This is a genomic window from Actinomyces israelii, from assembly GCF_030253495.1.
In the GTDB taxonomy this organism is placed as follows: domain Bacteria; phylum Actinomycetota; class Actinomycetes; order Actinomycetales; family Actinomycetaceae; genus Actinomyces; species Actinomyces israelii.
Map to the genome: position 1 here is coordinate 275968 of NZ_CP124548.1, position 25781 is coordinate 301748.

Annotated in this window: 16 protein-coding genes and 1 pseudogene; 12 read left to right on the forward strand and 5 right to left on the reverse strand. The window is 72.5% G+C overall.

What is annotated here, in order from left to right:
- Nucleotides 1-85: 85 nt before the first annotated feature.
- Both AIF0345_RS01075 and AIF0345_RS01080 read left to right on the forward strand, forming a co-directional pair.
- A complete protein-coding gene (locus AIF0345_RS01075) occupies nt 86-1798 on the forward strand; it encodes an ABC transporter permease (RefSeq protein ID WP_268918309.1) in 1713 nt (570 codons plus the stop codon).
- A 10-nt stretch (nt 1799-1808) separates the two neighbouring features.
- The gene (locus AIF0345_RS01080; protein ID WP_229118491.1) at nt 1809-2681 is read left to right on the forward strand and encodes an ABC transporter ATP-binding protein; all 873 of its coding nucleotides are present in this window, start codon (nt 1809-1811) and stop codon (nt 2679-2681) included.
- Nucleotides 2682-3309: 628 nt separating this feature from the next.
- Here the strand turns inward: AIF0345_RS01080 and AIF0345_RS01085 are convergent.
- Complete coding sequence (locus AIF0345_RS01085; RefSeq protein ID WP_268918750.1) at nt 3310-3708, reverse strand: hypothetical protein; 399 nt, start codon at nt 3706-3708, stop codon at nt 3310-3312.
- A gap of 600 nt (nt 3709-4308) precedes the next feature.
- On the opposite strand from AIF0345_RS01085, the gene AIF0345_RS01090 reads away from it, so the two are divergent.
- Nucleotides 4309-4695, forward strand: a complete 387-nt coding sequence (locus AIF0345_RS01090; protein ID WP_268918751.1) for a hypothetical protein — start codon at nt 4309-4311, stop codon at nt 4693-4695.
- A 304-nt stretch (nt 4696-4999) separates the two neighbouring features.
- Nucleotides 5000-5440, forward strand: coding sequence for a hypothetical protein (locus AIF0345_RS01095; protein ID WP_268918752.1), 441 nt, complete (start codon nt 5000-5002; stop codon nt 5438-5440).
- 564 nt (nt 5441-6004) lie between these two features.
- On the opposite strand, the gene AIF0345_RS01100 is transcribed toward AIF0345_RS01095, so the two are convergent.
- From AIF0345_RS01100 to AIF0345_RS01110, 3 genes are all read right to left on the reverse strand, one after another.
- Nucleotides 6005-6844 carry a hypothetical protein gene (locus AIF0345_RS01100; RefSeq protein WP_268918753.1) on the reverse strand — a complete coding sequence of 280 codons (840 nt, stop codon included), beginning with the start codon at nt 6842-6844 and terminating at the stop codon, nt 6005-6007.
- A gap of 101 nt (nt 6845-6945) precedes the next feature.
- Nucleotides 6946-11223: an RHS repeat-associated core domain-containing protein gene (locus AIF0345_RS01105; RefSeq protein ID WP_404975961.1), complete on the reverse strand. Its 4278-nt coding sequence runs from the start codon at nt 11221-11223 to the stop codon at nt 6946-6948.
- Between the two features lie 51 nt (nt 11224-11274).
- Nucleotides 11275-12789, reverse strand: a complete 1515-nt coding sequence (locus tag AIF0345_RS01110; RefSeq protein ID WP_268917943.1) for a DUF6531 domain-containing protein — start codon at nt 12787-12789, stop codon at nt 11275-11277.
- A 376-nt stretch (nt 12790-13165) separates the two neighbouring features.
- On the opposite strand from AIF0345_RS01110, the gene AIF0345_RS01115 reads away from it, so the two are divergent.
- The 8 genes and pseudogenes from AIF0345_RS01115 (at nt 13166) to AIF0345_RS01150 (ending at nt 25483) form a co-directional block, all read left to right on the forward strand.
- Nucleotides 13166-13597 carry a YbjN domain-containing protein gene (locus AIF0345_RS01115; protein WP_268917944.1) on the forward strand — a complete coding sequence of 144 codons (432 nt, stop codon included), beginning with the start codon at nt 13166-13168 and terminating at the stop codon, nt 13595-13597.
- Between the two features lies 1 nt (nt 13598).
- Nucleotides 13599-14066 carry a YbjN domain-containing protein gene (locus tag AIF0345_RS01120; protein WP_268917945.1) on the forward strand — a complete coding sequence of 156 codons (468 nt, stop codon included), beginning with the start codon at nt 13599-13601 and terminating at the stop codon, nt 14064-14066.
- An 87-nt stretch (nt 14067-14153) separates the two neighbouring features.
- On the forward strand, nt 14154-17894 hold the full coding sequence (locus AIF0345_RS01125; RefSeq protein WP_285296881.1) for a kinase: 3741 nt from the start codon (nt 14154-14156) through the stop codon (nt 17892-17894).
- Nucleotides 17895-18098: 204 nt separating this feature from the next.
- Nucleotides 18099-18692 (forward strand): hypothetical protein, encoded by a 594-nt coding sequence (locus AIF0345_RS01130; RefSeq protein WP_285296882.1) that lies wholly within the window; start codon nt 18099-18101, stop codon nt 18690-18692.
- A gap of 1 nt (nt 18693) precedes the next feature.
- Nucleotides 18694-19275: a hypothetical protein gene (locus tag AIF0345_RS01135; RefSeq protein ID WP_285296883.1), complete on the forward strand. Its 582-nt coding sequence runs from the start codon at nt 18694-18696 to the stop codon at nt 19273-19275.
- Nucleotides 19276-19278: 3 nt separating this feature from the next.
- A pseudogene (locus AIF0345_RS01140) lies at nt 19279-21216 on the forward strand (HSP90 family protein); the annotation flags it as partial.
- Nucleotides 21213-24428, forward strand: coding sequence for a hypothetical protein (locus AIF0345_RS01145; RefSeq protein ID WP_285296885.1), 3216 nt, complete (start codon nt 21213-21215; stop codon nt 24426-24428). The pseudogene AIF0345_RS01140 and the gene AIF0345_RS01145, both read left to right, overlap by 4 nt.
- Before the next feature lie 191 nt (nt 24429-24619).
- Nucleotides 24620-25483 (forward strand): glutathione S-transferase family protein, encoded by an 864-nt coding sequence (locus AIF0345_RS01150; RefSeq protein ID WP_285297868.1) that lies wholly within the window; start codon nt 24620-24622, stop codon nt 25481-25483.
- Between the two features lie 135 nt (nt 25484-25618).
- Here the strand turns inward: AIF0345_RS01150 and AIF0345_RS01155 are convergent, their stop codons facing one another.
- A complete protein-coding gene (locus AIF0345_RS01155; RefSeq protein WP_229118551.1) occupies nt 25619-25765 on the reverse strand; it encodes a hypothetical protein in 147 nt (48 codons plus the stop codon).
- Nucleotides 25766-25781: the final 16 nt, after the last annotated feature.

A 25781-nucleotide genomic window follows, 5' to 3' on the forward strand; every position in this document is an offset into this window, starting at 1 on the left:
ATTCTCGGCGCGGAACTCGACCGATCTCGGTGCGGAAGTGAACCGATCTCGGCGCGGAACCGGACCGATCTCGGCGGCGGCGGCGATGGCCGCGGCGGCGGCGGACACTGCGCCCGCTGCCCCGGCTGCGCCCCCGGCGCGAGGCCCGCGGCCGGGGGCGGGGGAGCGCACCGCCTGGGCCCTCGCCGTCGGACTGCCCCTGGTCTTCCTCGCCGTCTTCTTCGCCTGGCCGGTGGCGGCCCTGGTCGCCCGCGGCCTGGCCCCCGACGGCCGCCTCGACCTGTCCGGCTTCGTCGAGGTCCTGGGCCGGGCGCGCACCTGGCGGATCATCCGCGCCACCCTTATCCAGGCCACCGCCGCCACCGCGGCCTGCGTCGTGCTGGGCGTGCCCGGGGCGGCCGTGCTCTACCGGCGCAGCTTCCCCGGCCGCGACCTGCTGCGCGCCGTCGTCATCGTGCCCTTCGTGCTGCCCGGTGTTGTCGTCGGCGTCGCCTTCCACGCCCTGGTCACCACCGGCGGGCCCCTGGGCGGGGCCGGACTGGACGGGACGACGACGGCGGTCGTGGCCGCCATGGTCTTCTTCAACTACGGCCTGGTGGTGCGCACCGTGGGCACCATGTGGTCACGGCTCGACCCGCGCGCCGTTGAGGCCGCACGGGCGCTGGGGGCCTCGCCGTGGCGGGCCTGGCGCACCGTCACCCTGCCCAGCCTGGCGCCCGCCATCGCCTCGGCCGCCTCGATCACCTTCCTGCTGTGCGCCACCGCCTACGGCGTCGTCCTGGTCCTGGGCGGGACCGGCACGGGCACCATCGAGACCGAGATCTACATCCTGACCGCCCAGTACCTCAAGCTGCGGGACGCGGCGGTCCTGTCGGTCGTCCAGCTGGTCGTCGTCGCCGTCGCCCTGTGGGCGGTCGAGCGGGCGCGCCGCGCCTCCCAGGCGCGCCTGGCCCTGCGCCTGGACGTGCCCGCGCGCCCGCTGCGCGGCGGCGACCTGCCCGCGCTGGCCCTGACGCTGGCGGTCGTGGCTGGCCTGCTCGTCGGGCCGGTCGCCGTCCTGGTCGCGCGCTCCCTGCGGCGCGCGGGGCGGTGGACGACGGCGAACTACACGGACCTGTCGACCACCGGCGGCCGCAACGCCCTGACGGTCACCGTGTGGGAGGCCGCGGCGAGCTCGCTGCGCACGGCCGCCGTCGCCGCGCTCATCGCCCTGGCCGTGGGCGCGGCCGTGAGCCTGGCCGTCTCGCGCCGCCCCCGCAGCCGGCTGCTGGCCCGCGGGGTGGGGGCGCTCGACGCCGTCTTCATGCTGCCGCTGGGGGTGAGCGCCGTGACGGTCGGGTTCGGCTTCCTCATCACCCTCACCCGCCCGCCGCTGGCGCTGACCCGCAGCTGGTGGATCATCCCGCTGGCGCAGGCCGTCGTCGCCGTCCCCCTGGTGGTGCGCACCCTGCTGCCGGCGCTGCGGGCCATCGACCCGCGCCAGCGCGAGGCCGCCGCGGCGCTCGGCGCGGGGCCGGGCCGGGTGCTGGTCACCGTGGACGGGCCGCACTTGCTGCGCGCCGGGGGCCTGGCGGCGGGCTTCGCCCTGGCCACGAGCCTGGGGGAGTTCGGGGCGACGTCGTTCCTGGCGCGGCCCGAGGCGCCCACCCTGCCGGTGGTCCTCTACCGGCTCATCGGCTCGCCCGGCGACCAGAACCAGGGGATGGGGCTGGCGGCCGGCGTCGTGCTGGCGCTGGGGACCGCCGCGATCATGCTGGTCTGCGAGTGGTTGCAGACCGCTCGTCTGCACCGCGAGTGAAGGGAGAGCCATGAGTGATAGCGGAGACGTGAGGGCCGGGGCCGGCGGGGACGGTGCCGGCGGGGGCGGATCGGCCGGAGTCGGCGGGCCCGGCGCGGCCGCCGGGGCCGGCGGGGGCGGCGGAGACAGCGGGCCCGGCGCGGCCTCCGGCGAGCCGGCGCCGGAGGGCCTGAGCCTGCGCGGCCTGAGGGTGGTCTACCGGGGGGCGCGCGGCGGCGCCCCGGTCACCGCCGTCGACGGCGTCGATCTCGACGTGGCCCGCGGCCAGACCGTCGCCCTGCTGGGGGCCTCGGGGTGCGGGAAGTCCTCGCTGCTGCGCGCCGTCGCCGGCCTGGAGGACCTGGCGGGCGGGACGATCGCGTGGGACGGGCGCGACGTCGTGCGCGTGCCGGTCCACAAGCGCGGCTTCGGCCTCATGTTCCAGGACGGCCAGCTCTTCCCCTTCCGCGATGTGGCCGGCAATGTGGCCTACGGGCTCACCGGCGTGCCGCGCCCGGAGCGGCGGGCCCGCGTCGAGGAGATGCTGGAGCTGGTCGGCATGCCGGGCTACGGGCCGCGCGACGTGACGACCCTGTCGGGCGGGCAGGCGCAGCGCGTGGCGCTGGCGCGGTCGCTGGCGCCGGAGCCGCGGCTGCTGCTGCTCGACGAGCCGCTGAGTGCGCTCGACCGGGCGCTGCGCGAGCAGCTGGTCGTCGACCTGCGGGACATTCTGACCAGGCAGGGCACGACCGCCCTGTACGTCACCCACGACCACGGGGAGGCCCGGGCGGTGGCCGACCGGGTGGGCGTCATGGAGGCCGGGCGCCTGCTGCGCGTTGACGCGCCCGAGGCGCTGTGGGCGGACCCGGGCGGCGAGGCGGTCGCCCGCTTCCTCGGCCTGTAGGCGCTGCGCGCGGGCCGCCCTCCCGCCCCTTTTCCCCGTTGCCCTTTCCCCGTCGCCCCACCTTCGCCGAGATCGGTTCGGTTCCGCGCCGGGATCGGTTCAGGGCGCGGCGGACGACGACGTCGGCGGAATAATGCCGGATGCCCCGCTGAGGGGCGAGTGGCGCTTTCCGTGTCGGTCCACGCCAGGTACTCCTCCGGAATCGTCTCGTCCGGCCGGTCCAGGTAGCGGAAGAGGCTGCCGACGTCGACGTCCAGCCTGCGGCCCGGGTCCCGCAGCGCCTCCAGCTCCTCGGGGGAGGGGAGGCTGTCGTGGTCGTCTACCCAGAGGCGTTGAGAAGTCATAGTCCTCGAGCTCCCGGAACCCGATCCGCGACAGGCGCTCGCCGAGTCTCGCCCAGTCCTCGGCGCGCTCGCCTTCGATCCTGCAGGTCGAGAACCTGATGGCCTCCCGCAGCTTCAAGACAGACCACCAGGAGGTGACACCCAGTGATCGGGCCGTGGCGCTCGGTCTCCTCTCGCAGCCATCCGGGCGCGCACACCAGCATGTCGAACGATTCCTCTCCGGGGGTGCCGCCCCAGGCCGCCTGCGGATTGTCGTTCGTTTTCACGACGGCAAGCGGGGCGGTTCACAGGTAGAACCAGGACTGCTTGTCCGGGTAGTGCTCGTCGGTGATCATATGAAGAAGGGTCCGCCATGCTTGTTCGGCGCTCATGGCGAAGCACGAGTCGTATTCGGTGCAGTCCTCCATAATGGGGACGCGAACTGATTCGCATCCTGTACCGAACATCGAGTCGTCTGCCGGGACGAAGATCGCGCTGCGGTTGTCTCCGTCGATCATCTGTATGACCGCGATCTCTCCGGTGCTTCCGGCGGCCAGCAGGCGGCCCGCCTCGCCTCCGGTCTCGACTTCGGCATAGGTGTCCTCGGTTAAGAAGTGCTTTTCGTATCTCGCGATAAAATCCGACAGGCTAATCTTCTGCTCGATTCCATTCCACTTCCTGTTGCGCCCGACATTTCCGGACACATACATAATTCTCAATCCGATCACACTCCTCCGGCTTAGAGGGTGACGGGGATCATGATGGCGTCGGGGTCCAGCTCAGGGCGGTGTCGCGTTGTCCGGTGGTGTGGAAGGTGGTCAGGGCGCGGCTACGGTACCCTCAAGGGAAGGGGTCACCGGTGGCCTTGGAGGCGCAGCAGGCCATAGCCTGACTGCCCTAGGCCGCACCGTCCTGGGCAAACTGAGGCCCCAACCCCCAGTACCAACACCATTCAAATCACCGCGTATCTGGACAGATCGTCATGGCTTTCTCACCAATGGCACCTACGCTGTTGACTCAACCGCAATGCGTCTACACACCGATGGAAACCTTGGCTCAAAAAGAGTCAGTGGTGGAGTTACGTAGATGCCGACAAAGCAACGCTTGATGCTTCCGCATATGCGGATGAGTACGGACTGTGGCGCGGACCGAAAGCAAAAGTTGTTTCAGTTAACGGAACCGTTGGCACATGCGGAGAAACGGGAGAGGAGACAAATGTAATTAACTTGTATCGCGGCAACCCAAGAGGGGGCGTGAGAAGGGTTCATGGGTCACCAGGGAATTAACTGAAAAGTAGGAGCAAAATGATCAACATCGAACATTCGCTGCAGATGGCGTGGAACTCTAGTGACGACTGGTCTCATATACTCGCATCCATAATGGGGTGGACCATGTCGCTGACCATGAACACGGAAACTGACTGGGAGCCTGACGAGGGGTGGCTCACGATCAACAGGAACGGGAAGTGGGTGGGATACCTCAACGCCGACATCCCCCTCCTCATCCGCACCGACCAGCTCTCCTGCACCTACTGGCCCCACCCGCTGCAAGTGATAGTCCTGAGGACCCCGGACCGGCCTGAGATGCGCTGTGACATGGATGTCCTCATTCAGTGCTTCAAGACCGAGTTTAATCCGTTTTTTGACTCGAGTTCCTTCAGCGCGACGGAGTTGTGGTATGCCACCGTCTAACTGCCCAGAGAGCACGGCACCCAGGCAGCACGCTACACGCGCTCCGGACGAGCCGTCGTCATCTTACGCCCGGGCCCCAGGTGGGGACCTGCTCGCCGCAAGCGGGACACCGCGAGCAGGTCTCCTCGGACTCCAGGGCCTACCCGCCGCCCCGGCATAGAACCAGCCTGAGGAACTACAGCATACTATAGATAACCTGGAACGGTGAGATAATATGACATGGTACCACGCAATGGAACCAGGACACTCCCTGCGGCGCAAGAACGAGCCGCGAGGACCGGGAGGGCCTGACCGGCAGGGGGCAATGACCGATATTATGGCCCCGCTGTGGACCGCATGGAACACCAAGGACAGGAGCTGGTCCCACTCCCTGGCATCCATGACCTGTTGGATCATGTCACTGACCATGGGGGTGGAGACCGAGGAGGACACCGGCTCGGGGTGGCTCACGATCAACAGGAACGGGACGTGGGTGGGATGCCTCGACACCGATCTCCCTCTCCTCGTCCGCACCGGCCAGCTCTCCTGCACCTACTGGCCCTACCCGCTGCACGTGGTCACACTCAGGACCCTGGACCAGCCCGAGATGCGCTGCGACACGGACATTCTCGTCCAGTGCTTCGAGACCAGGATCGACGTCACCTGCCTCGACCCGGAGTCATTCAGCATGGCAGAACTGCGACGCGCCACCACACAACCGCATCCAGGAGCACAACACCCAGGAACTCGCTACACGCAGTCCTGACGAAGAGTGTCATCATTCGTCGTCTGCGACGATGAGGGAGGCGGAGCCGAGGTAGTATGTCTTGGTGGTCGTTTCGTAAGGAGTGGACCTGTAGTGGTCGGGCGGTGGGCACATCCTGCAGTGGTGAAATCCGCGCGTCATCCACACCCGACCTAGCGCCGCTCTTTCCAGCACCTCAAGATCCCTTGGGCTCGTAGGGCCAGAGAACTACGAAACCTGGTGGCTGAGCCAGCCAAAGAGGTGGACGCTGGGGACGTCGAACGGGGGCTGCTCCCCGCGGCGCCTCCACTTGAAAAGACGACGACGCCTGGGCCACTCGCGTTCCGGTAGTTCCGCGACGGTCCCGTCAGGAATGTAAGGCATATTTTCCTCCTTAGCCACCGAGCTCTCTTCTACATGCGGCCCAATCGTACACCCCAACGTCGCCTTTCTCGATCAGATGATGTCGTCGCCGGTGCTCTGATCGCGCTCATAGTATAGTAAATCCCTCTCGGGAGGATAGTGTGAACTGGTGGTGTTTTCGGCTGTCGAGCATCGGCAGCGAGAGGATATTTATGGCGCTGATCATGGAATCTTCTTGATTCGTATTCTCTTGGTCAGGAGGCTGGCCGGGGTCAGTAGGGCGCCGGTGTCGATGCGCAGGTGCTCCCCGGCGGCATGGATGGCGGCGAGGTCGTCCGGGCCCAGGGGGGCGCGCGTCTCGCACAGCTGGGTGCACAGGACGGTCAGGGCGACCTCCCACTCGCCGGCCCCGATCAGCTTCAGCACCGGTGCGAAGTTCCGGTATTCCAGGTCTGGGATCTTGGCAGCCTGGAGCAGAAGGTGGCGGGCCCGCCGCTCGTAAGGCGTGTCCGGAAGAAACATCCGATTACGCGTTACTACTCGTCGGTGGTGCAAGTCGGCAACAATGTCGATCTCCATGTGCTCGGGATAAGCGATGATCCAGTGCAGAGGCGGTGTCCCATTGCGTGGCCAGCGGCCCCAGGAGCCGCCCGTCAACCGCGTGCACTCATTTCGCAGAAGAGCGAACCTGATCATGGTGGGAATGAAGACGTCGGCGTCCTCCTGTGTCCAGCCCTCGGGCAGGAGGATGTTCTGGCACTCCCAGTCGGTCCACACCAGGTACTCCTCCGGAATCGTCTCATCCGGGCGATCGAGGTAGCGGAAGAAGCTGTCAACGTCAACGTCCAGCTGACGCCCCAGATCGCGCAGCGCCTCCAGCTCTCCCTGCGAAGGAATGCTGTCATGCTTATCGATCGCCTCGCATATCCACTTCAGCGGAATTACGTATTCACCCTCGGAGATGTCATAGAGCAGGCTGCCTACATCCGACGGACTCAATGCCCGGGCATTATCAACTCGGTCAATAAGACAATATGCGAGTTCGACTTCTTCATCTCTCATGGATTTCATCGGTGACTGCGATTGTCGATTGTTTTAAAACATCGAGAAATTTATTCTCTACGAATGGGTTGCGTCTCATGCCCCTCTCTGCCGTGCTTTATTTATATTTCGCCTTTCGTCCAGGGCCACACCCTGTCGTACCATGGTTTCTTCAGCCGAAACCCGGTGATGACCTCTGCATTTGCTGGTTGATAAATCACTCTGATTTGAATACCGTTTCGCCATTCGTCCGCCTTGAAGCGGGAAGGTTTTCCGGCGTTGGTGTAGAGTGAGCCGGTCGGTCCGGTTTGCTGCTCCCAGCTAGTTGCAGGATTGGTGGCGATATCGGAGATGTTGTGCATGATCTGATCGCGAGACCAGTCTCGTGGGAACGGCGTCTTCTTTGGGTCGCCGGGCCAAAGATGACCTTGAATATTTGTTGGAGAACCGTGGTCCCCGTAAAGAATATGCTGCGTTCTCGCAGCGTCCACCACATTGACACAATCTTGAGACAGGCGTGGCGTCGTGGGCCGGAGCCTGCCCAGGGCAGTGCGGCCTAGGGTGGTCAGGCCGTGGCCTGCGGCACCTCCAAGGCCACCGGTGACCCCTCCCTCAAGGGTTCCGGTGGCTGTGGCCTGGAGGAAGCCGGCTGGGGTGTGGGGGCCCGGGCTGCTCATGTAGCTGTAGCCGCCCATGGTGCCGCCGGGCAGGGCGCCGGCGCCCGCCCCGGAGGCTGCTGCGGCCCACACGCCCTTGAGGCCGAGTCGCCCGGCCAGGGCTGATCCGCCGGCGCCTCCGGCTGCGCCGAGCAGACCGGAGACCACGACCTCGATGTAGTTGACGGATCCGGTGGTGGCCCGCTGGATGATCATGTCGGCCCCGGCTCCGATGAGCATCATCCCCAGGGGCCCGCCGAAGCCGGTGGCCGCGGCGATGCCGCCGGCGATCACCAGGGCCCCGCCGATGAGGTAGTCCTTGTTGTCCTTCACCCAGCTCCAGGCGGCGTGCCAGCCGGTGTGGGCGTCGTTGTAGGCGTTGAGCTCGTCGTCGGTCAGGGGCCTCAGGCCCAGGGGGTCGGACAGGGCCACGGGGTTGTTGCCCGCATAGGAGTAGGGGTTGGCCGCCCAGGGCGCCGCATCGGCGTGGGTAAGCGGATCGGTGGACAGGAAGGCCATGGTGGCGGGGTCGTAGGCCCGCGCCCCCAGCAGCTCCAGCCCGCCCACGCGCAGCGCCCCGGAGACGTCCACCCCCGCCGCGCCGTCCCGGGCCAGCAGGGCGGGCAGGCCCCAGGGGTCGGCCTCCAGGCCGGACCGCACCGCCCGCGCCCCGGTGGGCACCAGGACGTCGCCGACGGCGCCCGCCCCCGGCAGCAGGCTCACCGGCTCCCCGCCCAGGGAGCAGGGCGCGGGCAGGGGCCCGGCCAGGTCCCAGGACACGGCCGTGCCGTCCACGGCCACGGGCAGGCCCAGGGCGTCGCGCTCAATACTCGCGGTGCGCTGCACGCCGTCCCCGTCGGGACCGGTGACGCCCACCAGGTGCCCGGTGGGCGCCCAGGAGTAGGTGCGCTCCCCGGCCGGGCCCGACTCGCGGGCGCGCCGCCCCGCCGCGTCGTAGAAGTAGCGGGTCCGCCCGGCCTCGCCGGTGCGGGAGACCAGTTGGCCCGCGGCGTCGTAGGCGAGCACTTCGCGGTGGCTCACCCCGTCGGCCCCGACGCGCTCGACCGCCGTGAGGCGCCCGGCGACGTCGTAGGCGTAGGATGCCCGCCCGCCCGGCCCGTCCACGCCGGTGAGCTGGCCGGCGTCGTCGTAGGTGTAGGACACCTCCCCCTCCGGGGTGCCCGCCCGGACCAGGCGCCCGGCGCCGTCCCAGGCCAGGGTCTGGGCGGCGCCGACGTCGCGCCCCGCCCCCGGGCCGGGCCGTGCGGGCCGGCCCTCGGGCGCGGCCCGCCCGGGCCGGGCCGCGCGGTAGCCCGTCACCCGGCCGGCGTCGTCGTACCCCCACCACTGGGACAGGCCCTCGCCGCGGACCTCCCTCAGGCGGCCGGCCCCGTCCCGCTCGTAGACCAGCGTGCCGAAGGCCGTGCCCTCCACGCGCGCCGGCCGCCCGGCGTCGTCGTAGGCGTACCGGACCTCCTCCCCGCCAGGGCCCGTGAAGGAGATGCGCCGCCCCGCCGCATCCCAGGTCCAGCGGCCCACCACGACCCCGCCGCGGCGGTGCTCCACCAGGCGGCCCGCCCGGTCGTGGACCAGCTCGATGGGGCCGCCGGGCCCCTCCACGTGCAGGCTCCGCCCCTGCCGGCGCCAGGACGTCGCGACCTCCCGCCCGTCGGGCCCGCAGGCCCGCACCCGCTCCACCTCGCCCGCCGCGTCGTAGCCCCACTCCAGGCGCTCCCCGGCATCATCCTCCTGCCAGACCTGGCGCCCGGCCGCGTCGTAGCCGGCGCGCGTGACCCTGCCCAGCGGATCGGTCAGGCCATCCACCCGGTCCAGAGGGTCGTAGGTGCGGGCGGTGACATGCCCCAGCGGGTCCGTGCCCGCCACCATGCGGCCGCAGTCGTCGTAGACGTAGCGGGTCACCCCGCCCAGCGGGTTCGTCACCGCGACGAGCCGGCCCGCCTCGTCGTAGGCCAGGCGCGAGGTGCCCCAGGCGTCCGAGCGCACACAGCGCACCCGCCCGCAGCGGTCGTAGGAGAAGCGGGTGCGCCCCCGGGACGGGGAGCGAACTGCGGACACGCGCCCGCACACGTCGTAGGCGACGCTCGTGCGCCCCGACGGATCGGCCACGGCGGTCAGGCGGGAGTCGGCGTCGTAGGTGTAGACGGTGCGCGCCCCGCCCGGCCCCGTCCGGGCCGACAGGCGTCCGCAGGCGTCGTAGGCGAAGGCGGTCACCGCCCCGGTCGGGTCCACCTGGCGCACCACCCGGCCCGCCCGGTCGCGCTCGTAGCGGGTCAGGGCGCCGTCGGCGTCCAGGGACTCCACAATGCGGCCGCACAGGTCGCGCACCACCACCTCGCGGTCGGCGTCCCGGTCTTCCCGCCCCGCCCGGCCCGGTGCGGCCGCGCCCGGCGCGGTGACGCCCAGCGCCGCGGGCCGCCCCAGGGCGTCCACGTCCAGGTGGGCAGTGGCCGCCGCGTCCCTGACGCTCACCGCCCCGGAGGCCCTGTGGGACAGCACCCGGCGCACGCCCGCCGGGTCGCTCACGCCGCTCAGGTTCCCCAAGGGGTCGTAGTCCAGGTCGGTGACCCCGCCGGCGGGATTGACCACGGCGCGCAGGCGCGAGAGCGCGTCGTGGGTGTAGGACCACTGCCGCCCATCCGGCAGGCGGGTCGCCGCCAGGTTGCCCAGGTCGTCCCACTCGGACTCCACGCGGTGCCCCAGCGGGTCCACCGTGGCCGACTCCGAGCCCGAGCTGTCGCGCTCGATCCGCGTCACGGCCCCCAACGGGTCCACCGCGGCCGTCAGCCGCCCGGCCGCCGAGTACTCCCAGCGCCACACGGCGCCGTCCGGGTCGCGGCGGCTCAGCAGGCGGCCCGCGGCGTCGTAGGCGAAGCGGGTGACCGCCCCCGAGGGCGTGACCGCCTCCACCACGCGCCCCGCCTCGTCGCGCACCAGGCGGGAGACGTCCCCCGCGGCATTGGTGATCGCCACCACGTCGCCGTGGGCGTCGTAGTCCAGGGTCAGGTGCACGCCCTCGGGGTCGGTCATGCCGGTCAGGAGGTTGCCCTCCCAGGTCAGGCGGGTGACCCCGCCGAGGGGGTCGGTGACCCGCACAGGGTTGCGGCCCTCGCCCTCGTACTCCAGGGCGGTTACGGCGACCGTCCGCTCGCCCTCACCCGGGGCGCGGGCCTCATCCGGGGCGCGGGCCTCATCCGGGGCGCCTCCGGTCGTGCTGGTCTGCGGCATTGTGACAGCCAGGCGGGTCAGACGGTCCGCCTCATCCCAGGTCCTGTCCAGCCGGGCGCCCGACGGCGTGAGACTGGCCGTCTGCCGGCCCCGCTCGTCGTACTGGCTCACGCCCCGCCTGCCCGCGCGGTCCCGAGTGACCACCAGGTTTCCCCACCGGTCCCAGCTGGTGCGCTGCGCGCGCCCCTCGGAGTCGATCTGCTGCAGGATCCTGCCGCGCTTGTCCGACACCCAGGTGGAGGCCCGCGTCCCGTCCTCGTCCGCCACGCAGGTCACGCGCCCCGGCAGGTAGCTGTAGCGGGAGACGCGCCCGAAGGGCGAGCGCTGCGTGGCCACGCGCCCGCGCGCGTCATAGGTGTTGTCCACCTCGACGACGCCGTCGGCGTCCGCCACCCGGGCCAGCAGCCCGGAGTCCTCGTCCCAGCCGTAGCGGCGCCCGCCGTCGTCCCCGCCCCGGGAGCCGACCAGGCGCCCGTGCGCGTCGTAGTCGTAGGACACCGCACGCCCGTCCGAGGCTCCCACCCGGACCACGCGCCCGGCCGTCTCGTCTCAGACGAGCTCCAGCCACCGGCCGCGCTCGTGCGACAGGCGCGTCAGGCGCGCCCCCGCCCAGGTCAGCCGCACCTCCGTCCCCGGGCCGCGACGCACCGCGAGCGGGCGCCCAACGCCGTCGAACAACCAGGACCCGCCCGAGCTGTCCGTGATCTCGTAGGCGGCGGACTGGTCCGACGGCGCAGGCCCGGCCGGCGGAGTCGCCCCGGCCGCCGGAGCGCTCTCGGCCTGTGCGGCTGCGGCAGGCGGTGCCTCCCCGGGCGCCGCGTCAGCCGACGGCGCCGCGTCAGCCGACGACGCCGTCCCGGCCGACGGCGCGGCCGAGGCGCCGACGGCGGTCAGCCACAGGCTCTCGCCGTCCGCGCGGTCCCAGCCCCGGCCCAGACGCGGGAAGATGCTCAGGCGCCCGTCCTCGTGGCGCCACCGGGCCTCGCCCTCCTGTCCGAAGGAGAGACGCGCCTCGCACCAGCTCGACCAGCCCGGGCCGAAGGCACTCGCGCCGCCGGCAGCACTCGCGCCGGCAGCGGCCTCCGGAGCGTCGTCGCCCCTGTCCGTGGAGTTGTAGCAGCGGGACCACCCCAGGGACGCCGCCCCGCCGGTGAAGGCGAGATCCTCCTCGACCTCCACGAAGCCGCCGGTGGCCACATTGACCGGGTCGTCGGAGAAGCCCGAGGTCAGCGGCATGCCCTGCACCTGCGCGGGCTCAATGGTCAGGCCGTCACGGGTGAGCGCCACCCCGGCGGCCTCCAGGGCCGCGCCCAGCGCGCTGTCCGCCACCGTGGACAGGCCCTCGTCGGTCCCCGCCTCCTCGAAGGCGGTCGCAATGGTCATCGCCCATGTCACGTCATTGGCGTTGGCGTCCAGGTAGGACTGGAAGCCGTTCCACACGCTCGTCGCGTCCAGCGAGCCCCAGCCGCAGCCGTCCTGGAAGGCGTTGTCCGCGCCCCTGAGGCCGGCCAGGGTGGTGGTGAGCTCGTCGTTCTTGGTCTGGGAGCTGGTGGCGAAGGTCCTCAGGTTGTCCGGGCGCGCCGAGGATGTTCCCCCCGACGACGTCGAGCCCGCCGAGGGGTTGGCCCGCGCCTGCAGGACCGGGGCCTCGGGCTCCTGCGGGGGCGGGGCCCCATTGCTGGAGGTGGGGCGCTGGTCGATGTTCAGCAGGTCGTCGACCGCCTTCTCCACAGCCCACTTCTCGGCCCGCCGGGCGTCCCAGTCCCGGGCCCTCTGACGCTGCCTGTTCTCCTCCGTGGCCGTGTCCACCAGGAACTGGACGTCGTCCGCCACCGCCTGAAGACAGGTCGACAGGTTCGCGGCGTCCGTCGTCTCCATGTCGGCGTTGTCGGAGAACACCCGGGAGAAGTAGCCGCTGAAGTCCGTCTTGGCGGTACTCACGTCCGGGGCGCGGTCGGCGCTCAGATCCGTGACCTGCGTCGCCGCGGAACGGCACTTCGTGATAAGCGTGTTGGCGGCGTCGAAGTCGAAGACGACGTCGGCGGAAGAGACCGGATCGGACAAGAGGACCTCGGGCGGGAAGCGGCAGACAGGGGCGAGAGGAGGGGCCTCATCCCGTCCGCCGCGGCGGGCGACGAGCCAGGACCAGGGCGGCGGAGGGCCTCCGCCGGGGACTCATCCCGAACCGGCTCCGCAGTCAGGATGACAGGCGCCGCCAGAGGCGGCCCTCTGCCTGGGACGCTACCACCGCGGGGCGGAAGATGGAACGGTCTTGGAAGGCTCGCAGTGAGGGCAGGCGAGGCGGACGGCTTCGGCGGGGCCCGGCCGGCCGTGGACGACGGCGCCCGCGCCCGGGCCGGAGTGGACGACGGCGCCCCCGGGTTGCAGACTTCACGATGAGATCACGAGGCGGTCACGAGCCCGACGCGAAGGAGATGCGATGAGCGCACAACCAAGGGTCACGATCTCCCGGGTGGAGGCGTGGCTCAGGGCCGGCCAGGTCGACTACGAGATCGCGGAGGACGGCACCGCCGTCGCGGACCTGGACAGCTGCGAGGTCTTCATCCTCGACTCCGACTCGGAGTTCCTCGTCGTGGGAAGCATCTGGAACAACGAGCTCGCCGCTGACGATCCCGCCCCGATGGCGTACATTGATAGGCACAACTCCACCATGTACGCGCCGCGCGCCATGCTGGGCTCCGAGGGGGACGCCACGGTCCTCCTGGCGGACATGGCCGCCTTCACCGGTGAAGGAATGAGCGACGCCCAGCTGCACGGCTTCCTGAGCACCGCCTTCACGACGCTGCTCGGCTTCTACGAGACGGCGGAGAAGAGGCTCGCGGCTCTCGTCATCCGGAGGGAGGGGGACTGACATGGCCTGGTGGAACGAGGCCGCGGGCGACCAGACGCCCCCGGTCACGCTCGATCGCGTCGCCGCCTGGTTCGACGACAACCGCTTCACCTACGACCGCCGGCCGGACAACAGCGCCATCGTCGCCGGCTTTGACGACTACTCCTACGTCGTGGCGATCGTCGACGGCGACCTCCTGGCCATCTACGCCCGCTCCTGGCTCAACCTGCCCGATGAGGCTCAGGTCACAGCGACCCTGCGTGAGCTGCTCAACACCCTCAACCAGTCCCAGTCGATCCCCACCCTGAGCAGCTTCGTCGATGCGGACGGGCGCCAGGTCGCCGCTGAGGTCGCCGTCCCCGTGGCGGAGGGCCTCAACGACGACCAGCTTGCGAATATCCTGGATACGAGCCTGCAGGCCATCGTCTCCAACTTCGAGGGGCTCGAAGAGGTGGTGAGTCGTGGGAAAATCATTGAGAGCGACCGGTGAGCGGAGGGGCGCGGCGAGCGCCATCTCCGACGTCGTCGCCCCGACCATGCGGCCGCCGAGTGCCGCCCGTTCAGAAGGAACTGCGCAGTGACTAGCCGAGACGACGTCGTTGGACGCCTGACCCTCGCCTCCGGCCACCCGTGGGGCCCGACCCGCTCCGGCCTCACCGCCGAGGCCGTGGCCATGGCCGACGAGCTGGGGGACGACCAGCTGGCGGTCGATGCGCGTCTGGCCCTGGCCGAGGCGCGCCATAGGGGCAACGAGGAGTGGAAGGGCCTGGCGCCCTTCGTCTGGCTGCTGGCCCGCCTCGACAAGCGCCCCGACCTCTTCGACGCCGACCGCCTGCGCCGGCTGGGCTGGGCCTACGAGCGGGCGGTGCCGGCCGCCGCCGACAACCCGGCCGTCAGCATCGCCCAGGTGCGCGAGCTGGAGGCGGGCCTGAGGAAGTTCTTCCGCTTCCTGGGCGGCTCCACGCACGCCATCCACAGCGGCCTCCTCCACGCCGCGATCATGCTCGGCCTGGAGGAGGAGGCCGCCGCGGAGGCGGCCGCCCTGCGCTCGGCGGGGGCCGACGACGCCGGTCGTGCCGGGCGCGCTGATCATGAGAGCCGCGACCCCCTGCGCGAGATCGAGTGGGCGAACATCCACGAGGACTGGGAGACGGCCGTCACCGCGGCGGCGCCGGTGCTCGACAGGAGGGTCGAGGGCGACGACCAGCCCTACGCCGTGCAGAGCGAGGCCCTCCTGCCGCTGCTCGCCCTGGGGCACTCGCAGGCGGCCTGGGACGCCCACGTGTACTCCTACCGGAGGCTGCGCTACGCCCCCAATGTCATGAGTTACCTGGGCAAGCACCTGGAGTACCTGGCCCTGTCCGGGCGCGCGGCCCGCGGCCTGCGGATTATGCGCGGCTTCGTGGGGCGGGCCGACGAGGCCCAGTCCGCCCGGGCACTCATGGACCTTCTCTCCGGAGCCGTCCTCGTGCTGCGCGAGTCCGAGCGCGACGGGCGCGGCGCCGAGCCGCTGGACACCGGCGTCCCATCGGTCGCCGCATGGTGCCCCGGCCCGGGCATCGGCGCCGGCACGCCCCTGAACGTCGCCCGGCCACTGTTCGAGGAGTGGGCCTGCCGCATCGCCGCCCGCTACGACGCCCGCAACGGCAACGCGGCCGTCTCGTCGCGCTTGAGGAAGGGGCTCGCGCGCGAGCCCTTCGTCGACGCCGACGCGATCGTCGGGCGCCATGCGCGTGCGGGCGCCGGGGCCGTCGAGCCGGCTCAGGGCGCTGGGCCCCAGGACGCTGGGTCCCAGCCGGTCGGGCGGTCCCGGGCGGCCGACCGGGTCGGGCCCGTCGAAGAGGTCCGGCCCACCAGGCGGAGCCGTCGCGCCGAGGAGGCCGGGCGCGCGCAGCGGGGCCGCCGTGCCGAGGGGCTCCGCTCAGCCGGAGGGGCCCGGAGGGGCGGGCTCGTCGCCCTCCCCGAGGGTGCCGGGCCCGCCGAGGAGACTCAGGCGCATCAGGACAGGTCCTGGAATCCCGACGACACCATCATTATCGAGAGGGTCCTCGATCCGCAGGCGTCCGAGGCGCCCGGGGCGGGCCGTCCGGTGGAGGTGTCCGGGGCGGGCTGGCCCGAGGCGGCCGAGGCGGCCGAAGCCGCTGCGAAGGCTTCCGAGGAGTCCCAGGGCCCTCAGAGCCGGCCTTGGAGCCCCGACGACACCATCATTATCGAGAGCGTCCGCGAGCCCGAGGCCCCTGCGGAGCCCGGGCCCGCCGCGGGCGGCCGGAAGCCCGAGGAGCCGCCCGAGGCGAGCGCGGAGGTCCGGGTCCTCGGGAGGCCCGGGGCCGCCGAGGAGCCCGAGCAGACCGGGGACGTCGAGGAGATTCTGCGATCGTGGGGGCGGCCCGGGGGCGCCGGCAGGGTCGAGCCCGTTCCCGCCGAGCCCACCAACCTGCCCGACGGGATCCGACAGCTCGAGGCGCCCGGCGCACCGGCGGGCCCCGAGAGGGCCGGCTCCGTCGGGGAGCCGGGCTCGGCCGGCGGGTCCCGCCGTGCCCGGGGGCCGGCGGGCACGGCGCCCGCGCCGGTGGTCGCGGCGAGCCCCGCCATGGGGCACGACGACGGCGCGCCCCGCCCGTCCGCCGTCGAGCCCCTCCCGTTCGGCGACGCGCCCTACCCGGGTGTCGACCTGCGCGCCCCGTCCGCCGTCGTCGATGCCGGTGGGCTCCTGCGGCGCCTGGAGATCGAGCTCCGCCGCCCCGGGCGGACGCTCGAGCACGCCTTCCTCATCACCCAGGCCATGAGGCTGGGGCTCATGCCCGACCCGGAGCAGGTCGGCCCCGAGCTGGTGCGCGCGGCCCGCTCCCTGCGCTACACCGTCGCCGATCGCGAGGGGGACTACGGGCGGGCGATCGACGAGCTCGCCCGCCTGCGCGCCTACCTGACCGGCGTCGCCCACCCGCTGCGGCTCATCGAGCTGGACCTGGAGGCTCTTCAGATTGGGAGCAGGGACGACGACCTCCACGACCGGTCCTCCGCGCGCACGCGCGCCGACCAGCTCGCCCACGTCAAGGAGCTCGCCGGACAGCTGACCGCCATGGCCGAGCCCCTCCTGGACACCCCCGCCGGCCACCAGGCCGAGCTCGTGGACTCCTACAGGTCGGCCACGGCGATGGTGCGGGTCCTGTCCGACCACGACGACCACCAGGGCGCCGCCGAGTTCCTCGAGCTCGCCCGGCTGGTCGTCCCGCACGTCGCCGACTTCATCGAGCCGCACGACGGCGCCCTGGACGACCAGCTGACCCTCCTGGAGGCGGGTGCCGTGCTGGCGCGCGGCGACGCCCGCGGCGCCGGCGCGCTCGCCGACGCGGTGCTCCGGCGCTACGACCCCTGCCCGGTCGTCCTGGCGGTGGCGGGGCGCAGCGTCCTGGTGCGGGCCCTGATGAGCCTCGGCGAGACCGAGAGGGCGGTCGCCCAGTCCCGCGATCTGCTCGACATCCACATGTCGGTGGGGCTGGAGGCTCTCGCCGGACCGCTCTTCGGGTCCCTGGCCGCCTCCTTGGGCGCATCGGGGCGGCTCCTGGAGGCCGCCGAGGTGCTCGAGACGGCCTTGGCCACCGATGTGCCCCCGACTCTCGCCGAGGAGCTGCGCTGCACCCTCATCTCCACCATGGAGCGGCTGGGCGAGGAGGAGGGCGTCCGCGACAACTGCCTGGTCGTGGCCGAGTCCGCCCTGAAGCGCGGTGAGGCGGAGCGCGGCGCGGACTACCTTCTGCGGGCCGCCTCGGCCAGTGAGAAGCTGGGGGAGACGGCCCGGGCCTCGCACATGTTCGAGCGCGCCGCCGAGCTGGTCGACACCAGCGACAACGCCGGGCGGGTGCGCTGCGCGAGGTACCTGCGGCGCGCCGGGCGCGCCGCCGTCGCCGAGTCGGCCGACCTGACGACGCCCGTCCGCCCCGACAAGGCCCGCGCCCTCATGTCGCGCGCGTGGGACCTCATCGAGGCGGTGCCCGACTCCCGCAAGTACTCCCGGGCCGTCGAGCTGGGCGACTGGCACGACGACATGGCGTGGATCCTGTGGCGCGTCGGCGAGCACGCCGAGGCGCTCGACCACTGCAAGAGGTCCTTCACCTGCTACGTCAGCGCCAAGGACCGCGGCACCGCCGCCCACCCGCTGACCCTCATGGCCCTCATCCACGCCGAGATGGGCGACAGCAAGGCGGCGCGCGAGGACATCGGCCGGGTGCGCCGGCTCCTGGGCCACCAGCGCTGGGAGGGCCATCCCGCGCTGGAGCGCGTCACCAGCCTGGAGGAGGCCCTCGACAAGGCCTCCTGAGGACGCCGGCGCCCGCCCCGCCGCCTCTGCGCCGCTCTGGGTCGAGATAGACATTGTCGGACGAGATCGGCGGCGACACCGTCTACCTCGTACGAAAATGTCTATCTCGACGGGAAGGGACGGGCGGCCGGGCCCGCGCGCCCTTCGTCGTCAAGGGGCTGGACTGCCCGTCGCCGTGCCGCGGTCAGGCACTACGCTGGCGCCGTGACGTCACTACCGACCATTCTGCTCGCGCGCGTTGTCGCCTCGGCCCGCCGCCGCGGCTTGCCCTACCGGAAGCTGGCGGACAGCACCCTGTTCGTCGGGAGGGACCCGGTCGTGTCCATGCGCCTGAGCCCCGCCTCGCTGGGGGTGCGAATCGACCTGTCCGGGCCGGTGCCGTCCCAGGACGTGGGCGCCGCCCGCGACCTCATGGACCGGCTTCTCGCAGCCGAGCCCGCACCGACGATCAGCCTGACCTACGTGGACGAGCCCGAGGGGGAGGACTCAGAGGCCGAGACCGCCGAGGTCGAACTCGCCGGGGCCGGCTCCGAAGAGGAGCCCGACGGCGGCCCGTCCGCCCCGCCGGCGGCCGTACCGCCCGCTGCTCCGCCGGAGCCCCGGGGGCCTCAGGGGCCCGCCGCCACCGGGCGCCTCCATGTGCGCGTCGAGGCCGTCACCCCGGTGAAGGAGGGTATGACCGACGCCCAGCTCGACGCCTACCTCGCCTGGGCGACCGCCCTGACCGACCGGTGCGCGGCCGCCTTCGAGACGGCGCTGCCCCTGACCCGCGCCGAGAAGGCCGACGAGGAGGACTGACATGCCCTGGTGGACCGACCCCGACTCCCTCACCCCGCCGGTGACCCCCGAGCGCCTCCTCGACACCCTGGCGCTGCTGTTCAAGCAGGACCTCAGACAGATCGGCCCGGGCCAGTGGGCGGCCGCCGTGTGGCACCACCCGGTGCGCCTGTCCGTGCACGACGGCGGCCCGCTCCTGCACGTCGAGTCCCTCTACGGCGCCGCCGTCGTCACCGGCATCGACTCGCTGCGCGCCCACATCCAGGCCACCAACGCGAGCCACTGGCTGTCCTCCAACCGCCTGGTGCCCACCGACACCGGCTGCCGCATCCTCGCCTCGTCCTGGACGCCCCTGGCGAGCGGGGCGGAGGAGGAACAGCTCCGCAGCACCCTGGGCACCGTCATCGGCTCGACCGTCGGCCCTCTCAACGACCTGGCGGAGGAGCGCGGCCTGCCCGCCGCCGAGCCCATCGACGACGCCGCGGCCGCGGCCGCCGCCTGGGAGGCCTTCGAGGCCAGCCGCGCCCGATGCGAGGCCGGCCTCGCACGGGCCCGGTCCGAGGGCGAGCGGCCGACCGACCCGGGCACCGGGAAGGAGATCTGAGGCGTGTCCACCTTCCAGGTCGACCTGCGCGGCATGGTCGACCTCCTGTCCCGCAACCTCTACTCGGGCCCGCGCGTCTACGTGCGTGAGCTCCTTCAGAACGCCGTCGACGCCATCGCCGCCCGCCGCGCCGTCGAGCCCGGCTGCCCGCAGCGGGTCGTCATCAGGCTCGGGCGCGCCGACGGCGCCGCCACTCTGACCTGCACGGACACCGGCATCGGGCTGACCGCCGGCGAGGTTGACGAGCTGCTGTCGACCATCGGCGCCTCCTCCAAGCGCGACGAGCTGGGGCTGGCCCGCGGCGACTACCTGGGCCAGTTCGGTATCGGGCTGCTCTCCTGCTTCATGGTCAGCCCAGAGATCGTGGTCGCCTCCCGCTCCGCCCGCCGCGGGTCCTCAGGGTCCGGCGAGCCGGGCGTGCGCTGGTGCGGGCGGACCGACGGCACCTATCTCGTTGAACCGGTCGTCGAGCCCGCCGACGACGTCCCCCGCGAGCCGGGCACCACCATCGCCCTGCGCGCCCTGCCCAGCGAGACCTGGCTGGCGCCCGGGACGGTGCGCGCGCTGGTCGAGGAGTTCGGCCACCTGCTGCCGGTCGATATCGAGGTGCGCTCCGACGACGGCGCCGTCACCCGCCACGGCCGCGGCCGGGGCCCCTGGGAGATGACCCGTGGCCAGGCGGTACGGTGGTGCACCGAGGCGCTGGGGTCCGAGCCCTTCGACCTGCTCGACCTCGACGTGCCGGCAGCCGGGCTGCACGGCACCATCGCCGTCATGGGGCAGGCCGCCCCCACCGCGGCGGCCCGGCACACCGTCAGCGTCAAGCGCATGCTCGTCACCCGCGCCGCCGAGGGCCTGGCCCCCGACTGGGCCTACTTCGTGCGCGTGGTCGCCGACGCCGAGCACCTGCGCCTGACCGCCTCGCGCGAGTCCCTCGTCGATGACGACCTGCTGGCGGCCGTCCGCGAGGCGATCGGGAGACAGGTGCGCGGCTGGATCGACCGCCTGGGCCGCGCCGCGCCCACGCGCCTGAACGCCTTCGTCGCCGCGCACGCCGTCGGTCTGTGCTCCGTGGCCGCCGAGGACCCGGACATGCTCGACCTGGTCGCCCGGCACGTGCCGCTGACGACGACGCTCGGCGAGCAGACCCTCGCCGAGCTGGTGGCGCTGGCGGGCCGGGGCACGCGCGTGCGCTGGACCCGCACGGTCGACCAGTTCCGGGCGCTGGCCGACGTCGCCGCCGCCCAGGGGATCGCCCTGGTCAACGCCGGCCACACCTACGAGGCCGAGATCATCGCGGCCCTCGCCCTGCACCCCGAGGTTCTCGACGCCGCCCCCGGCATCGGCGATCTGGCCCTGGTGGACCCCGACGAGATCCTGGACGCCCTCACCCCCGCCACGCCCGCCGAGCAGGCCGAGGCCATCGACCTGCTGCGTCTGGCCGAGGCCGCCCTGGCCGAGGTCGACGTCGAGGTGGTGCTGCGCCGCTTCGACCCCGCCACCGTGCCCGCGCTCTACCTGCCTGACCCGGACCTCGCCGGGCGCCGCGCCCAGGCCTCCTCCGCCGCCGGCGCGGCCGCCTCCCGGGCGGCGGCCGCAGGGGCCTGGTCCCAGGTCCTCGGCGTCACCGACCCCTTCGCGGCCGCGCCGCGCCCCCGGCTCGTCCTCAACCGGGCCAGCGCGCTCGTGGCGCAGCTCGTCGCCGTCACGGGGACGGCCGACCCGGTCTCTCGCAGGCCCGACGAGGCCGCCCTCACTCGCGTCCTGCGCGGCCTGTACGTCCAGTGCCTGCTCACCGGGCACCACACCCTGACCGCGAAGGAGCGCGCCTGGGCCGCCCAGACGCTCTCCGCGCTCCTGACGAGCGCTCTAGCGGTCCCCGGCCCGCCCGTCCCGGAGGGGACGGACCCCACCGCCCGCCAGGAAGGAGCCTCCTCATGAACCGCGACGACATTATCGAGCGCCTGCGCTACACCTACGCCCTGCCGCGCGGCCCGCAGCGCTCGGCGCTCGTGGCGGAGGCCGTCACCTGGGCCGACGAGATCGGCGACGAGCAGCTCCAGGTCAACGCCCGCACCCGGCTCGTCGCCGACTACGCCTGGGGCGGCGAGGAGTGGAAGGGGCTGGCGCCCTTCGTGTGGTGCCTGGCCCGGCAGGCCGAGCGCCCCGACCTGTTCGACGAGCGCATGAGCCACCACCTGCGCTGGCACTACAAGTGGGCGGTGACCGCCGCCGCCCGCAACCCGGCGGTCCCCCTGGAGCAGGTGCGCGCGCTGGAGGCCGGCATGGAGGCCTTCTACCGCGAGCAGGGCGCCTCCATGCACACCGTCCACGGGCAGCGCTTCTACGTGGCCCGGCGGCTCGGGCGCTACGACGAGGCCCGCGCCGAGCTCGCCGCCTGGCGGGCCGCGCCGCGCGACGAGTCCTCCGACTGCGAGGCCTGCGACCCCGAGCGGCAGGTGACTCAGGCGATCGACGACGGCGATGACGAGCTCGCCATCGCCACCGCCGTGCCGGTGCTCGCCGAGGAGATCGGCTGCGACGAGCAGCCCGCGAGCATACGGACGGTGGTGCTCCTGCCCCTGCTGCGCACCGGCCGCACCCGGGCCGCCTGGGACGCGCACGTGCGCGCCTACCGCGTCTACCGTCATGATCCCCGCCATGCCGGCGCCCTGGAGGACCACTTCTACTACCTCGCCCTGTCCGGGCACGTCGACCGGGGCCTGAGGATCCTGCGCCGTCACGCGTCCTGGACGGCCCTGTGCGACTCCGCGAGCGATCTCGAGGGCTTCATCTGCGGCGCGGCCGTCCTCCTGCACCAGGCGGTCCGGGAGGGGCGCGGCGCCGAGCGGCTCGGCGTCGACCTGCCGGAGAACCCGACCTGGTGCCCCGGCGCGGCCGTGGGCGCCGACTCGACGCTGGCCCAGGCCGCCGAGCAGTGCGAGGCCTGGGCGCGCCGCATCGACGCCGCCTACGACGAGCGCAACGGCAACGACTCCCATACGCAGAGCCTGGAGGAGACCCTCGCCTGGCGCCCGTACGTCGAGCGGGTGCAGGACGGCATGCGCGTCGAGCTCCTCGAGACGCCCGAGGCCCTGCCCGAGGCCGCGTCCATCAGCGACCTGGACGACGGCGCGCCCGCGGGCGAGGCGGGGCGGCGGGACACCGAGTCGTCTGCGCCTGCCGGGGCTGCCGGGCCTGCGGCCTCCGCCGGGGCTGAGGCGCCCGCCGGATCCGGCGCCTCGGCGGCCGGGGTCGCGGGCGGTGCGCCGTCGTCCAGCTCCTCGGCGCCCGGTGCGGCCCCCGCGCACGCGCCGTCGTCCCCGCTCATCGGAGCCGGAACGGGCGGATATCCTCCTGTCCGTATGCCCGTCCTCATCCCGCCGACCAGCATTGCCGAGGCCCTGACCCGGCTGCACGGGCCCGGCGCCTACCCCGGCCGTGCCGAGTGGACCATGCTGCACGACTGGCTGTGGGAGCACGGCGCCCTGGACGCCGAGGCGCCGGCGGGCCTGGAGGCCGAGGCCGCCGCAGCGCGCGCCGTCCTGTACGACGGCATTGAGGAGTTCGACCGGGCCTTCGAGGAGCGCCGCGCCGCTCGTGACCTCCTCGCCGCCCGCCCCGTCCCCGCGGGCGGGAAGACGCGGCGCCGCGCCCGCCTTCTCCGCCTGGATCTCCAGCTCCTGTGCGACGCGGCCGGCGCCGACTCCGCCGCCGGCCGGGAGGCCTCCGACGACGATCGGTGCGCCCGCCTGGGCGACCTCATCGCACAGGTCAGCGAGCTCGCCGACCAGCTGCCCGTCGACCTCAGCGGCGCGGAGCCGCCCGGGACTGCCGAGCCCGGGACCGGGACTGCCGAGCCCGGGACCGGGACTGCCGAGCCCGCCCAGCCGGGCCGGGGCGCTCGCGCAGCCGCGTACGACCTGCGGGAGCTCTTCAACGTGCTCTACTGGGAGGCCCGCGCCTGCGCCCAGCTACTCGGCATTGCGGACGCACTGCCGGTCATCGAGACCCTGAGGGCCGTCGCCGACCGCCTGGGCGACGCGGGCCTGGATCCCGATGGGACCCTGCGCGACCGCGTCGACAGCTTCGCCGCGTTCCTTCACGGCCATGACGGCGACATCTACGAGGCGGCCCGCGCGGCGGACTCGCTTCTGCGCAGGCGCGACCCGGCGTCGCTGGTCACCGTCGTCGAGTCCCGGGTGATGCTCGGTCGGCTCTCCCGGGAGTACGACCAGGAGGACGAGGCCGTCGTCCAGTACCGGGAGGCCGCCAACCTCCTGCTCGCCGCGGGCCTGCAGTCGTGGGCCGTAGAGGTTCTCGGTTCGCTCTCCAATGCCCTGGGGGCCTCGGGGCGCTTCCTGGAGGCCGCCGAGGTGCTGGAGACCGGCATCGAGCTGGCCGAGACGGCGCGCCGTCCCGACAGGGCCCGAGGCCTGCGGGAGATCCTCGTCAAGGTGCTGACAGACCTTGAGGAGCACGCGGGGGTCCTGGAGGCCGCCGGTGCGCTCGCGCAGGCGGAGCTGGAGCGGGGGCAGGCGGCCAAGGCGCGCGAGTATCTCGAGAGCGCCGCCGACGCCGCCCAGAGGCTCAAGCGCCCCGAGGAGGCCTGCGCCCTGCTGCGGCGGTGCGCCGAGCTGTGCCCCATCGGGCAGGAGCCCGACGCGAATGACGGCACCCGTCTCGCGTACTCCCGCTTCCTGCGCCGCGCTGCCCGGGCGCTCGTCACGCAGCCCAGCATCCAGGCCTCCCGGGCCCATGAGGACGAGGCGCTGGACCTCATCAGGGAGGCCCGGCGCGTGCAGGAGGCCATCCCCGCCCAGGGGGACTACTCCGACGTCTGGGAGGCGGGGAGCCTGGAGCGCGAGCTGGCCGACGTGCTGTGGCGCTGCGACGACAATATGGAGGCCGCCGAGGCCGCACGGCGCGCCATTGCGGGGTTCATGACGGTCGGGGACCGGGTCTCGGCCGCCCGCGAGTACGCCTTCATCTGCAACCTCTACGCGGAGAGGCGCGAGGAGCCGGGGGCGCGCGAGGCGGCCCGGGCGGCGCTGGAGGAGGGGCGGGCCCTGCTGGCCGACCTGCGCTGGGACCACCCCGACGAGGTGCGGTACCTCGATGAGGCCGAGGCCTTCCTCAACCGCGAGGAGTGAGGCGCGCCATCCCTCCCCCTCGCCGAGATCGGTCCGGTTCCGCGTCGAGATCGGTCGTATTCCGGCTCGAGATCGGTCTGGTTCCGCGCCGCCGGTTCGCCTGGGGTGAATGCGGCGGCGCGCGCGGGGCGCAGGGGCCACCATTGGCCTGAGACTTTGTGACGCTCATCTCCACCAGCCGGGAGGTCCCCATGCCCATCGCCACCTCGCACCGTTTCACCGACGGCGACCTGCCCGTTGAAGCCGGCCGCTACCGGCTCATCGCCTCGGGATCCTGCCCGTGGTGCCGCCGCGTGCTCATCGCCCGACGGCTGCTGGGCCTGACTGAGCCCATCCCCGTGTCCTGGACCTACGGCCGCGGCGAGGACGGCTACTGGGAGCTGACCGGCGCCGACGGCGAACCCGGCGCGGACCCGGTGCTCGGGGCGAGCTCCCTGGCCGAGGTCTACGCGACGACGCCGGGGTACACCCCGCCGCCCACGATCCCCGCCCTGGTCGATACGACCACCGGGCGGGTCGTCTCCGACGACTCGGGCGACATGCTCTTCGACCTCGCCACCGCCTGGGGCGACTACCAGCGCAAGGGCGCCCCCGACCTCTACCCGCTCAACCGCCGCAACTCCACCGACGCCTGGGACGCCTGGATCGCGGAGCACGTCAACGGCCCCCACGGGACCGCCACCCACAGCGAGGACGAGGAGAAGGCGGTCGCGGCCGCTGACACGGTCCTCATCGCCTTCGACGTCGTCGACACCCTGCTGGCCCGCGCCACCCGCATGGAGGCCTCCCGCGAGGCGGCGCTGACGGTGCAGGACGTCCCGCCGCTGTCCGCCGTCGTCTCCGTGGAGCAGTTCCTGTGCGGGGCGGCGCCCACCGGCAGCGACATCCGCCTGTTCACCACCGTCCAGGCCTACGAGTACGGCGGGCGCCAGCACTACCCGGGCGGCGAGGCGCCGTCGGTGGCCTTCTGGCCCGCGCTGGCCCGCTGGTTCCACGCCCTGGAGGGCCGCTCCGGCTGGGTCGGCTCCGAGGAGCGCAGCGCCCTGGGCCTGTAGCCCGAGCCCGTAGCCAGCTCGCTCCCCTTCGCCGAGATCGGTCGTATTCCGGCTCGAGATCGGTTCACTTCCGCGTCGAGATCGGGCCCTGCCACGCCCCGGCGCAGCAGGGCCCGCGGGGACTCGGTCGGCACTCTAGCCGCCGAGCACCCGCCGGGCCTGCTTCATGGGCAGCAGCAGGTGCATCGGGTCGGCGGGAGACGCGAGGAAGTCGCCGTTCGCGAGATAGAACGCGCGCGCCGCCTCGTCTCGGCAGTGAACGAGAAGGACGGCGGCGCCCACGACCTCGCTGAGCCGG